The sequence below is a fragment of the Pseudomonas sp. PA-7-1E genome (assembly GCF_021605325.1).
In the GTDB taxonomy this organism is placed as follows: domain Bacteria; phylum Pseudomonadota; class Gammaproteobacteria; order Pseudomonadales; family Pseudomonadaceae; genus Aquipseudomonas; species Aquipseudomonas fluorescens_BV.
Genome location: NZ_WKFA01000034.1, coordinates 43,493 through 56,546, shown reverse-complemented (window position 1 = coordinate 56,546; position 13,054 = coordinate 43,493). Strand labels below are relative to the sequence as shown.

6 protein-coding genes and 2 pseudogenes are annotated in these 13,054 nt (G+C 57.0%); 1 reads left to right on the top strand and 7 read right to left on the bottom strand.

What is annotated here, in order from left to right; all coding sequences use genetic code 11:
• Together GIW79_RS19815 and GIW79_RS19810 are read right to left on the bottom strand one after the other, a co-directional pair.
• A partial coding sequence (locus GIW79_RS19815) for a transposase (RefSeq protein ID WP_236477406.1) occupies positions 1 to 305 on the bottom strand: 305 nt, incomplete at its 3' end.
• A 68-nt stretch (positions 306 to 373) separates the two neighbouring features.
• Positions 374 to 547 (bottom strand): annotated as a pseudogene (locus GIW79_RS19810) (transposase); the annotation flags it as partial.
• An 80-nt stretch (positions 548 to 627) separates the two neighbouring features.
• Here GIW79_RS19810 and GIW79_RS29870 point away from each other — a divergent pair.
• Positions 628 to 783 (top strand): annotated as a pseudogene (locus tag GIW79_RS29870) (DUF6124 family protein); the annotation flags it as partial.
• Positions 784 to 1,018: 235 nt separating this feature from the next.
• Here the strand turns inward: GIW79_RS29870 and GIW79_RS19805 are convergent.
• The 5 genes from GIW79_RS19805 to GIW79_RS19785 form a co-directional block, all read right to left on the bottom strand.
• Positions 1,019 to 1,414, bottom strand: coding sequence for a hypothetical protein (locus GIW79_RS19805; protein ID WP_054918452.1), 396 nt, complete (start codon positions 1,412 to 1,414; stop codon positions 1,019 to 1,021).
• A gap of 250 nt (positions 1,415 to 1,664) precedes the next feature.
• On the bottom strand, positions 1,665 to 2,144 hold the full coding sequence (locus GIW79_RS19800; protein WP_054897996.1) for a hypothetical protein: 480 nt from the start codon (positions 2,142 to 2,144) through the stop codon (positions 1,665 to 1,667).
• 3 nt (positions 2,145 to 2,147) lie between these two features.
• On the bottom strand, positions 2,148 to 2,297 hold the full coding sequence (locus tag GIW79_RS19795) for a hypothetical protein (RefSeq protein WP_164919369.1): 150 nt from the start codon (positions 2,295 to 2,297) through the stop codon (positions 2,148 to 2,150).
• 262 nt (positions 2,298 to 2,559) lie between these two features.
• Positions 2,560 to 2,802, bottom strand: coding sequence for a hypothetical protein (locus GIW79_RS19790; RefSeq protein WP_054897997.1), 243 nt, complete (start codon positions 2,800 to 2,802; stop codon positions 2,560 to 2,562).
• Entirely contained in the window at positions 2,799 to 13,028 is a 10,230-nt protein-coding gene (locus GIW79_RS19785) for a two-partner secretion domain-containing protein (protein WP_236455366.1), read from the bottom strand. Before GIW79_RS19785 ends, GIW79_RS19790 begins: the two co-directional genes overlap by 4 nt.
• Positions 13,029 to 13,054 lie beyond the last annotated feature (26 nt).

Sequence of the window (13,054 nt, the reverse complement as noted above, 5' to 3'; positions counted from 1 at the left end):
CCCTCCCATAATGTACCTGTCCGCCCTTCTAACCTGTTTCGATACCGAGTGGCCCGAGCCGCGAGCGCCTTCATTAACTGCCCTAGCCCTGCAACCGAGTTACCCGGAGAAACCAGTAAATGGACATGATTAGTCATCAAACAGTAGGCGTATATTTTTATGCCAAATGCGTCCTTAAGCTCTCGAAGGTCTCTCACGTAGCGCTGGTAGTCCTCCTCGGCAGCAAAGACCACCTGGCGGTTGTGACCACGCTGTACAACATGATGAGGATAGTTGGGCAAAACGACACGTCCGACTCTGGGCATAGGTAACCTCCTTCCTTAGAGAATTACAGCCTAGCAAATGGAAAAAAATAAATCTGTCCCCTTTTTTCTGTCATCAAACAGTAGGCGTATATTTTTATGCCAAATGCGTCCTTAAGCTCTCGAAGGTCTCTCACGTAGCGCTGGTAGTCCTCCTCGGCAGCAAAGATCACCTGGCGGTTGTGACCACGCTGTACAACATGATGAGGATAGTTGGGCAAAACGACACGTCCCACTCTGGGCATAGGTAACCTCCTTCCTTAGAGAATTACAGCCTAGCAAATGGGGAAAAAATAAATCTGTCCCCTTTTTTCTCAATGCGAGTGAGCTTTTGGCTTCGGCATCAGCAATGGCGAATGAACAGGCGTTTTCCTCAAACGGATCACAGCGACTTCAAACCTTCGGGTTGGCCCAGCTGATCGAAAGCGCGCACCTTCTAGTAAACGATGCTCTGAAAAAAACGAGTCCAGTAACCCTCTGATTTTTAATGGAGAAAAATAGATGAGGATAGGTTACGCAGTTTTATTCGAAATATCGTGGCCTACCCCATCTATCACTTATATTTAAACAATTGAATACTTACAAAAAAATGGTGCCTTATAGACATCCATTTTGGCTAACTATAAAGCTAGCAGGTACCAAAAAATAAAACCACGTTATTAAACAGCAAACCGCCAATAGAGCAATCAAATAAATCTGCCCCTTTTCCACTCCAACTAGACTGAAAATTTTTTTGAGTAACGCTCTTCTAATCTTTCAGCAGACCTTAGAACGCCATCCCCATCATCAGGAAAGAAAGCAGAATAAACATCTGCTGCAATTTTCATCAGGGAAACGTAGTCAGGCACTGGGATACTTGAAGTTTCCACTTCGCCCAAAAAGAAACTAACCTTATTGAAACTTTCTGGATCGTCCCAGTCCTGATCAAGGGCGTAAAAAAAACCTTCACTCACAGAGAAGCCAAATCCCTGCGAAGCGTCATAGATGAACGCTGGAAAATTAGTCCTTCCCCTCGCCATAGAAGCCTCTATCAATTCGTAAAGATCTTCATAGTCCAGACCAGTTGAAGCAAATGACTCCTTGAACCTCTTAAGCCAAGCCAAGCTATCCATTAGTTTGTCCTCGGGGGCATAGTGATAAAGGAATTTGTTATTTCTCCTGTCTTGCTATTACGTGTCACTTGGAAGTGATAGCCATCAACTTTAATACTAGCTTCTCTCAACGCTGGGTTGGTTTTAAACAAAGACTCGGCTTGGACTGCCGCTCGACTAGACATATCAGCCACCCTGCTATCCGGCAGAACCTTTGGATCGTAAGTCGTTTTCGTGGATGTAGGCTTATACTCACCCATTTTGCCACCTGTCAGCGAAAACGCGTAACCAGAGGGCCTAACATTTCGCCAGTAAAGTACCGAGTTCCTAAGTCTTTAGCAGGCTCCATCCCTCCGTAATACTCCTTCATACGAACTCTATCAGAAATCTCTTTCAGATATTTCTGCAGTAGAAGCATAACTTTATCAACATCACTAAAAACAGAATCGTCAAAACACAGCTCTACGTCAACACCGCCCCCACATTTTACAACTCTAAGTAATACAAAAAAATCGGAGGAAGCAGATACAATATCAAAACCATACAACTTAGCAGACACACAAACATCACCTTCAAAACGACAAAGCTCCGCAACCATACTTTGATCAAGGCCCAAGCAACTCGCAATACCGAGCACTTCTGAAGCTGTCACATCGTCGACGCGCTCCGAATGACTCTCCAAATCCTTCAGAAGAATAATAATATCGTCTTCAACCACACCACCTAGAACAACCTCATATAACTCTTTCATAAATTAGTCGACAAACCCTTTAAATGCCCCATCTAAATTCAACCGTATGCCACGCCCGTCGCCAAGACGTTTCTCTATAAATGGAATTCCTTTTTCTGTTGTCACCGACTTAAACTCGCCGGGAGCACGTATTATTTCACGTAACTGCTTCATAGCCTGCTCGTTCCAAGTAGCCATAGACCCTGTAGTCTTACCCCAAATATCAGGATTTCTACCCGCGTGCTTCGATAGTGCATGACCGATAACGGTGGAACCTTTGTAAGGTAATTGAACGAAAAAAAATGGACAGATTTATTTTTTCAGAGACTCATCCGCTACGTCTCAAGATCTTCACAAAGCCCAAACCTCAAAAAACCTGCCCCCTTTTCTTGTCAAGTAAGTGACGCTCAAATTTGCCCCATTTTTTCTTCTAGCCTCACCCCGACTCAACAATGAAATCTTTCGCTAGAATCATCGCCTCAAAAAAACCAGAGAATGGAACTCTCAAAGTCGCGCTACTTAAGTCAGCAAAGATCTCCACCTCTAAAGCGTCCACTCCTTTATCCTGATTAACTTGAGCAATTGGTTCGCCTTTATATTGAATCTCCGCAGTCAGCCTTTTATAGCGATTATCACTAAAGCCCAGAACTTCAAAATCCGAATTACTTTCAAGTTTCATGGTTTCGCCTTAGGGTCCAAAAACCCAGAAAATGAGCCATCATTATTGTAGCGCAGACCTCTTCCATCGGGAGCCCGGACCTCTAGCCCACCGCGACTCAAATTTGAGAATGTTGAATTTGGATTCTTGAGAACGTCATCAATAATACCGAGTGCAGTTGCATTTTGCTTTTCAATTCCACCTGTGAGTTTTGGGAACGTTCCAGTAGCTCGCTGGCCAGAAGCATGCTTTGTGAGCGCCCTAGCAGCCTCTGTCAGACCTTCCTTATTGATAGGATTTGAAGCTGCGGCAGATAGATCATCGAAAGTGCGGCCGCCGAAATTTTGCAGGGCGGAAGGCAATCCTTTTGCACCTCCCATCACAAGCCGACCTAATACTGCCGCCAGCCCAGCACCTGTGAGTTCACCGGCCATAAAATAGCCCCAAGCCTTGACGAACTCGTTAGCCGGTTGAACCCCTTCAAAACCTTGTCCTTGGGCCAGCTCCAGCTGTGCTTGGGCAATTTGGTCGTTAGTGGCACCTTTTTCCAGCATGTCCTTTGCCAGAGTAGTCGCCGCTGATCCGTATTCACTTAAGCCTGGTGGCAGATGCTCCAGAAAATTGTATTGCGTCAGGTTTTGCGCAACCCAAGCCCCTTTCTCGATCTTGGCAGCGTCCGCATCTTTCTGCCCCGCAGCCGCCAACACACCCACGATCTGCGAACTCATCGTCAGCAACTCTTCGTTGCCGTTAACCAGCGTATTCAGATGAGTAACCAGCGCCTCATTCGCCCCCGCTGCCAACGCACCGGTTTTAAAATCGCCGCCCGTAGCCTCAGCCAGCAAACCACCTACCATCGCGTGAATCGCAATCTTGGGTGCCGACCCATCGGCAACTACACCTTGGGTGTAATTTCCCACCAGATTGAAACTAGCTGCCGCCAACGTATTGAACAGCGCACTTTTTAATGCATCGCTGGCGCTACCGCCCTGCCCGAGTGCCTTGCTCAGCAGCATGGATGTGCCGCTTTGCAACGTCTGGTTGGCGGCAAATTTACCGACACCGCTCCACGTATTCAGTAGACCTGGCGTCGTGACTTTCCCAGTGATTGTGTTTGTTTGAGTCCCCGTCCAATCACCAAAATATGCAGCGGTCATGCCAGCCGTGACGCCAGCAATCACATACCCCTTCATCGCATCCGAAGAAGTCACGTCCTTGAGTACCGCGCCCAAGTTGCCACGGTTGTTAACGACACTGACCGTAGCGTTGGTCGCTGCTCCTGCAGCCACTGCTCCAGCTCCAGCTGCCACGCCAACGCCCGCCCCTGCGCTGGCAGCCGCACCCGCAGCCAACGGCCCAACCACCGCCGCCATCACAATCGCAATAATGATCTGCGACGCAGGCCCCAACCCTGAGTTGCTGTACTTGAAGCTGTCATGAATCTCCTTGACCTGCCTCCAGTCCACATCCCCACGAGCCTCTGCATCCTTAATCCAGGCCAGTTGCGGATCGGCCTTGACCATCGCCTCAATCGATTGGCTGACGGTCTGTTGATTGACCTGATTGACGTCGATCTTCAGGCCTTCCACCGCCTTGATCGCGATGTTGCCCTCGGCAACCATCTGGGTCTGGCGCAGTGTTTCGTCGGTGTTGCCTTTGCCTTTGGAGGACACCCAGAAGGCATTGTTATTGCTCTTCTCATGACTCTCCTGATGCAGATCCTTCACCGCCTCAAACTCAACCGCCCCCCCACTGACAATCGCAATATCCCCACCACTCTCAAGCTTCGCCGCCTGATACTTCTGATCCCCACCACTCTCCAGCGTCAGATCACCCCCAGTCTTGATCTCGCTCCCGACACTCTTCACATCGGTCACTTCATCACGCTGAGTCTTCTTGCTGCCCCAATTGCCCTTCTTGCTCATGTCATACAGCGAGTAATGACTGTCCTGCGCCGCCAGCATTTGCAGTTCGTTATCCGCATGCACATAGGCTTCATTGCCTGCGCTGATCTTGCTGGCAACCAAAGTCAGGTCGGTGCCGGCGATGGCGATCAGGTCGCCGCCGACTTTGAGTTCGGCGCTTTGTTGGGTGACGTCGTCCAGTTGAGTAGTGGTTTTGGTGCCGCCTTTTTTGCCTTTGGAGTAGTCGTGTTGTTCGTTGGCGGCGGCGGCCAGGGTCAGGTTTTCGCCGGCTTTGACGCTGAGGTCTTTGGCGGCGCTGACGGTGCTGGCGACCACGGCGATGTCGCGCCGGGCGTCGATGGCGAGGTTGCCGCCCACGTCCACGGCGGAGGTGTGTTGCAGGATGGTTTGCTCGGTGCCGCTGATGCGGCGGCGTTGGTAGGCGTAGTCGTCCTGTTCGGTCTGGCTGGCGATCAGTACGTCGCGCCCTGCGGTTACGCTGGCGTTGCCACCGGCCTTGAGGTTGCTGCCGAGGTTGAGCACGTCGCGGCCGGCGTTCAGTTTGAGCGTGTCGGTGGCTTCGAAGCGGGAGGCTTCGCTGGCCACGTCGTTGCGCAGTTGGTAGCCCTGGCCTTCCTGTTTAAAGGTGGTGACGGTGCGCTCGTTGATGATGTCGCCGGTCACAGCAGTGGCGCTGATGTCGCGGCCATTGATGATGCCGCCACGGCTGTTGCGGATCGAGTCGGTGGCGAGCATTTCCAGGCGGTTGCCGGCTTGCATCAGGCCGCTGTTGTCGATGTTGCCGGCGACCATGCTGAGGTTGTTGGTGGCCCGCAGGGTGCCGCTGTTGTGCAGGTCGCCGCCGGTGACCAGGCTCACGTCCTGGCCCTGAATCAGCGCGCCGTTGGGGGCCAGGCGGTTGTTGGCCTGGGCCAGGTAGAGCACGGGGGTCAGGACTTTCTGGCCGTTGACCTCGGCTTCTTCCATCCACACGATGTCGTGGGTCAGCGCCGCCACTTGCTCAGCGGTAAGGGACACGCCCAGTTGCAGGTTGAGCGAGTCCTTGTAGGAGATGGCGTTGTCCATCAGGTAGCGGAACAACTGGTCATCACTGGCAAGGCCGTTGATGTAGCGTTGGCCGGTGCGGGCCACCACGGCTTCGCGGATCAGGCGTTGCTCGTACAGGCCATCGCCCAAGCGCTTCCAGCTGGCGTCGGGGTTGTAGCCGAGTTTGCCGAGCAGGTAGTCGGAGCTCATGAACTGCTTGAGGTCGGTGAGCGCCGGGTTGGTTTCGATCAGGTATTTGTGGCTGTTATCTACCGGGGTGATTTCCGGCAGGCCTTGTACGCGGGTGACTGATGGGGCACGGCTGTCCAGAGCCAGCGGGGCTTGGCCGTTGACTGCGCCGCTGACGGGCTGGCCGTCGAGGCTGAAACCGCGTTCTTGCACGGCGGTGTAGTCGAGGTTTTTTTCGCGGTCGGCGGCGGTGATGACACGCCCGTTGACGCTGAAGTCACCGGTAGCGGTGTCCGCTTTACCCGCTACACCCGCGTTCGCTGCCTGGCCGCTGAGACGGAACAGGCCGTTCTGGCTGGTCGGCAAACTGAAGCCTGGCAAGGTCACCGGGTTGACTTGGCGTTGGGCCAGGTCTGGCGGTAACTGTGCGGTGATCGCCGGTTTTACCGTGGAGGCAAATACATCCGAGTTGGTGTTGCGGTTGGCCGCCGGGGTGTCGATGTTGGTGGCGTTGGGGCGGATGACGCTGTTGTCGATCCTGGAGGTCGCATTGACCGTCACCGCACCTGCGGCCTGAATCACCGCCTGTGCAATCACGCTGCCGGTGGTGGGCACTACATAGCTACTGCTTTCATAGAAATTGCCAACGCCTGCCCTGACCTGGTCCATCGTCATCTGGCCCGGGCGGTAGTCGCCTGAGTTGGGATTGTTGTAGATGTTGAACTGGTTCTGGCGCTCCATGAAGGTGTTGTAGATGCCACGGTCGCGGGTATAGAGCCCGGAATTGAAGTGACGCTCTTCGCCGCCTGCCGCGCCGCGGTTGGTCAGCACATCGGTGTTGATCAGGATATTCCCGGCGGCGGATACCGAGCTATAAAGGTTATCGAAGGTCTGGCTGCCCACAGTCAGGTCGCCACCGGCGTTGATGAACGCAGAGGCCGAGCTGCCGGTGATGACATCTTCGTATTTCTCCACCGAGTTGAAGTACAGCTCGCAGCCTTTGCCTTTGCAGTAGTCGTTCCAATAGATATTGAGGTTGCCCGACACCAGCTTCATTTCAGTGGTGAACTGGTCACGACGGTTGCTCAGGGTGTCTGCCAGCAAGCGCATGCCGGTGCCACTTTCCAGGCTGCCGGAGACGTTCTCGATCAGGCTGCTGCGCGCGCTCGCATCATCCCGGGCGATGTCCAGGGCGCCGAGGCTGTAGACGTCGCCATAGCGGTTGCTGAAATCATTGACGCGCAACGCCATGTCGTTGCCGCTGAAGAGCAAGCCCTTGTCATTGACCAGGTGCGTGGCGTTCAGCCGGACTTTTCCGGCGCCGCCCAGGGTGCCGTAGTTGTTCAGGGTGGTGGCATTGACTGTCAGGTCGCCGATGGCAGTCAGGCGCCCGTGGTTATTCAGGCTCGTGCTAGTGACCTGGTTGAGTGCGCCGCCGGCAATGCGGGCGTTCTCGCCCAGGTCCATGCTGGCGCTGGTGAGGCTCATGTTGCCCAGGCTGCTGACGCGGCCGTTGCCGCTGTAGCCACCGGTGAGCGTCACACTGAGGGTGCCATCACTGGCCAGAAGGCCGTCGTTGGTCCAGGTGTCGCCAATGCCGACCAGGCTTTGTGCACCGAGCAACTGGCCGCTGGCGGTCTGGGTGAACTGGCCGATGTCGAGGTTCAGGCGCCCGGCCTGGATCACGCTGCTGTTGGTCCAACTGGCAGCCTTGATGTCCAACTGGCCGTTGGTGACGAAGCTGCCGCCGGCCCGGGTGACTTGGTCGGAGGTCAGGTCGAACGTACCGGTGCCGGTGTGTACGATGCGCCCGCCGTTATTGTCCAGGCCGGCGGCTTGCAGGTTCAGGTGTTCGTTGGCGCTTTCAAGCACGCCGAAGCGGTTATCGAACAGGCCGGAAACATCGATGTCGGTCGTGCCCGTACGGCCCATGGCCCGCAGGTTACCGCCGACGTTGTTGATGGTTTGCGCAGCAAGGCGCAGGACGTCGTCGCTTTCAATCAGGCCATAGCCATTGCTCAGGGCGCCAGTGAGGCCAAAGTCGATATTGCGTGCACCGACCTTGCCGCCCTTACCGGCCGCCGTGCCCTGGTTATCGAAAGCCTGGGCAGTGACCTTGAGCAAGGTATCGGCGTAGACACCGCCGCCCTGGTTATTGAAGGTCGTGGTGACGATGCGGCTTTCACCGCCGAGTGCGGATAAATGCCCCATTTGGTTGAGCAGCCCGCCCTTGGCTTGGATATCCAGCGACTGCGCCTGAGTGATGCCGTTGCTGTTAGTGAACAACCCAGTGACCAGTTTGACCCAGCCCTTGCTGCTGTTGAGTACGCCACCGGCCGTGTTGGCTACACTGGCGGTTTCCAGGTCCAGGTTGCCACTGAGGCTGTCGACGCGGCCGCCCTGGTTACTCAGGGCGCCGCTGAGGCGCAGGCGGTTATCGGTCTGGCTTTGCAGCGTGCCTTGATCGTTGGTGAGGGTGCGGGCGGTAAGGTCGAGCTTGCCCTTCTGGCTGAACATCAGGCCGTCTTGCTGGTTTTGAACGTCACCGGCCAACAGCTTGATCACCAGGTCTTTCTGGCTGGCGAGGGTGCCTTTGGCGCTGTTATCCAGATCGCCATTGGCGAGGGTCAGGTCAAGGCGATCCTGGCTGACCAGTTGGCCGCCTCGGTTGCCCAGGCTGGCGGCGTTCAGCAACAGGGCTGCGCCACTGGCCAGGCGCGCATTGTTGGCGTTGATCAGCGCACCACTGAGGGTGCCGTCCAAGGTGCCCTGGCTGATCAGTTGGCCAGCACTGTTGTCGAGACTCTCGCCGATAAAGGTGATGTTGGCGGCGTTGATACGCCCACCACGGTTGAGAATTTGACTCTGGGCATTATTGAAGCCCAGGTGTTGAGCTGCGGAAATCAGGCCGTTGTTGCTGTTATCCAGGCGACCGGCAACGTTGAGGTCGACATCGGCCTGGCCGGAGATGATCCCCTGATCATTGTTCAGGCTGCCCGCGATGAGCGTTTGTTTGCCCATGCTGACCAGGGCGCCCGCCGCGTGGTTATCCAATACACCGGTGAGGTCAGTGTGCAGGGTGCCACTCTTGCTCGACAACGTGCCCTCGGCGCTGTTGTCGAGGCCATTGCCGACCACCGTCAGACCGTTCCAGCCGGAGATCAAGCCCTTGTTGGCGTTGACCACGGTATCCGCTTCAAGGCGCAATTGATCGGCACTGAGGATGACCCCGCGATCACCGTTATCGATGCGTTTGGCGGCGATGGTGAACGCCGTCTGGCTGGAGATTTCGCCTTGTTCTCGGTTGGTCAGGTTAACCAGGCGCGCGAAGGTCAGCGGGCCTTTGGCGCTGATCAAGCCTGCGCTGTTATCGAGATTGCCGCCTTGCAGATCGAGGCTCACAGTGCGTTCGCCGATCAAGCGGCCCTGGCGCTGGATCAGCTGTTGGACGATGAGTTTCAAGTCGCCCCTGGCTGAGATTTCGCCATCCAGGCTTGAGTCGACTGTTTGCCCGGTCAGAGTCAAATCAGCCTGGCTGTTGATCAACCCGGCAGTGTTATCGAGGTTGGCAGTGGTCAGGTTCAACGCCTGTTGACTGCCGATCACACCCGCGCGGTTATCCACATTGGCGGCGGTGACCGTCTGGCTACCATCGCTGACGATTCGCCCGCCCTGGTGATTGTCCAGCGCGCCGGTGTTGAGCGTCTGTAGCGTGCCGGCCGAGAGGCTGCCCTTGTCGCTGTTGTTCAAGGAGCCTGAGGTGGTCGTCAAAACCGTAGCGGCAAAGATCTGCCCCTGGTTATGGTTATCCAGCACGCCGGTGACCTTCAGCTCCAGCGCACCACGGCTGGCGAGCGCGCCACCGGCCTGGTTGTCCAGGCTGTCAGCTGCCACCTGCAGAACGCTCTTGGCGGACAGTACACCTTCCACACTGTTATCCAGCGCCTTGGCGATACGTACCTGCAGGCTGTCGCCACTGATGACTTTACCGCCGCGGTTATTCAGCGCATCGGCCATCAACAGGAATGATTGGGTGCTGGAGATTTCACCGCCCTGACTGTTGTCGACGGTGCCCAGGTTTTTCAGCAGCAGTTGGCCCGGTGTCGCGATCAGGCCGTGGTCACGGTTGATCAGTTGCCCATGGCTCAAGTCCAGGTCGATGCTGGTATTGCTGATCAGCTCGCCACGATCATGTTGGTCCAGCCCGGTCAGGGTTGCCTTGACCGTGGACTTGGCGAAGATCGAACCTTGTTGGCTGTTGTCCAGTCGCCCTGCGTTGAGGGTGATGCCAGCGTCACTGCTGATGCTGCCGCGCTGGCTGTTGTCCAGGCCGGCGCTGCGCACGTCCACCTGTTGCTTGGCGCTGATCACGCCGCCCTGGCTGTTGTTCAGCGCAGTGCTGACCAGCGTGGCGGTGCCATCGGCCAGCAGCTTGCCAGCCTGATTGTTCAGTTGGCCCTGGGTGGTGATCGACAGCGCATTGGCCGCAGAAAGAATACCGCCCCGGCTGTTATCCAGGGTGCCAGCCCTGACGGTCAGTCCGCCCTCGCTCAGCAGCGTGCCCTGCCCTTGGTTGAGCAAGCCTCCGGTCAGGCTAATGGTCAGGTCTTTTTGGCTGGTAACGCGGCCACCCAGGCTGTTATCCAGTTGGTCGCCATTCAATGCCAGGCTCTCACGCCCCGCCAGCAAGCCGTTGCTCTGGTTGAGCAGGCGCTGCACCGTGAGCGTCAGGCCGCTGTCGCCGATGACCTTGCCGGTGGTGTTGTTCAGTTGATCGGCGACCACCAGCACCCTGGCCTGGCTGGAGATCTCGCCTTGCTGATTGAGGATGGTCTGGCTGCGCAGGTCCACGCCCTTGGTGGCAGCGATAAGGCCGCCGTTGCGGTTATCCAGGGACGCGCCGGTCAGGTTCAGCGCACCGTCGCTGACGAGTTCGCCCGCTTGTTGATTGAGCACACCGACGGTTGCCTGCAGGTCGCCCTTGGCGCTGATACGACCGGCGCCGTTTTCGAGTTGGTTGGCGTTGAGGGTCAGCGCACCATCGCTGCCCAACTTGCCGCCATTGCTGTTGTTCAACTGGTTCAGTTGCACGTGCGCGGCGGCCTTGGTGCTGATCACGCCCGCTTGGCTGTTATCCAGATCGCCGCCGGTGAGGGTCAGCGCGCCGTCGGCAATGACCACGCCACCCTGGTTGATCAGGCTGTCGCCGTGCAACGCCAGGGTGGTTTTGCTGGACACCAGGCCGCCCTGGCTGTTGTTCAACTGCCCTGCGGTTATTTGTTGAGCCCCCTGGCTGACGAGGTTGCCTTCATTGCGATTGTCCAGCAGCCCGGCGACGGTCAGGTTCATCACGCCTTGGGCGGCGATGGAACCTTTGTCGCGGTTATCCAGGCTGGCCGCCTGTACTGTCAGGCTGGACGCAGAGAAAATCCCCAGGCGGTTATCGATGGCACCGCTGGCGGTTACGTTGAGGTTGCTGCCCAGCAATTTTCCTGAACGGTTATCCAGGTTCGTGGCAATCACGGTTGTCTGGCTGGCAGAGATTTCACCCGCCTGGTTACTCAGTTGCCCTGCGGTTACACGGGCCTGCGCCTGGCTGGCGACCAGGCCGTTATCGTTAGTCAGTTGGCCGGCGTTGAGCGTCAGGTTCTTGAGGCCGATCACGCGACCGTTCTGGTTATCCAGCGCAGCGGTCACCGTAACGTCGGTGCTGTTTTCACTGTGCAGCAGACCGTTGGTGCGGTTATCCAGACCGGTGGCCGTGACCTTGAGCGAGTCCGTACCCAGTACACGACCGCCACGGTTGTCGAGTTGACCGGCGTTAATCACGGCGGTGGTACCGCTCAGAGTGCCGCCTTGATTGTTCAAGGTTTGGTTGGCCGTGGCGGTAAGGGTTCGGCTGGCAACCACGCTGCCGCTATTGCTCAGGTTTGCCGCGCGCAGACTGACATCGCCACCAGCATTGCGGCTTTCATCGGCGTTGACACCGGCTTCGATGATGCCGCTGTTGACCAGCGCCCCACCGCTGGTCACGGTGATGCTGTCGCGGGCCGCCAGGCTTTTCTGGTTGCTCAGGCCTGTCGTAGTTTGTACATCGACTCGCGTGCCGGCATACACCGCACCCGCAGCGTCCAATTGACCGGCCTTGATCACCACCGCTTCGCTGGCTTTGGCATTAGCCAAACTCAGTCGTCCATTGGCATCGAGCTGAATATCACCGCCACTGGCCATTAACGTACCGTCGAGCTTCACGCCCACCCCGGCCTCGGTGCCCACCAGTTTGATCGCCCCGGCATACATCCCACCCAACGCCGTCGAATCAATCGCCAGCTCGGGCTTAGCGCTGCCGTCGTCGGCGCGGGCAGTGGCTTGCAGGCTTTTAGCATCGACGTCATTGCGCCCGGCAACCACACTTAAGTTGCGCGCATTGATCTGTGCGTTAATCCTGGCCGAGCGGGTGATGATTTCAAAGCGGTCGACGTTATCGGCATTCAAGCCCTGGCCGTCGATGGTCACGGCGCCGCCATCAACCTGGTAACGTTGCAGTTGCCCGCTTGCGTCGAGTATCGGTTTGCCGGTGGTCAGGGTGACGTTGGGGGTGTTGATGAAGCCGCAGCCGCTGCAAGTAATGCCATAGGGGTTGGCGACGATGACCTTGGCCGACTGGCCCGCCACTTCGGTGTAGCCGCGCAGTTGGCTGGGACTGCCGCCGTTGACTTCGTTGAGGATGATGTTGGCGGCGCGGCCTTGCAGGTTCGGGTTGCCGAGGATGATGCCGCCCAGTTGCGTCGATTGGGTACGGTCGGTGGCGTTGTTGAGTATCACGCCGTTGGCGCCGACGTTGTAGTCCTTGAACTGGTTGTGGGACAGGCCACTGCCATTGGGGGCGGCGATGTTTACCACCGGCACGCCATTGCCCGCCTGGCCGACCGTGGTGCCCGGCGCGCTGACCACGATGCCTTCGGCCTGGGCCAGCAGCGGTTGCCAGAACAGCGCGTTGGCCAGGATCAGCGCCACGCCACGTTTGGGCAGGCCCAGGAACGCGTCACGGCTTTTCAGGGCAGCAGAAGGCTGGCGAACCAGGAAGGCAAATTGGCGAACATCCATTTCAAATTCTCGTTGCAACTGGGCGT

Coding starts and splice junctions, on each gene's coding strand:
- GIW79_RS19790 (WP_054897997.1), bottom strand. CDS start 2,802: ATGAAACTTGAAAGTAATTCGGATTTTGAAGTTCTGGGCTTTAGTGAT.
- GIW79_RS19795 (WP_164919369.1), bottom strand. CDS start 2,297: ATGAAGCAGTTACGTGAAATAATACGTGCTCCCGGCGAGTTTAAGTCG.
- GIW79_RS19805 (WP_054918452.1), bottom strand. CDS start 1,414: ATGGATAGCTTGGCTTGGCTTAAGAGGTTCAAGGAGTCATTTGCTTCA.
- GIW79_RS19785 (WP_236455366.1), bottom strand. CDS start 13,028: ATGGATGTTCGCCAATTTGCCTTCCTGGTTCGCCAGCCTTCTGCTGCC.
- GIW79_RS19800 (WP_054897996.1), bottom strand. CDS start 2,144: ATGAAAGAGTTATATGAGGTTGTTCTAGGTGGTGTGGTTGAAGACGAT.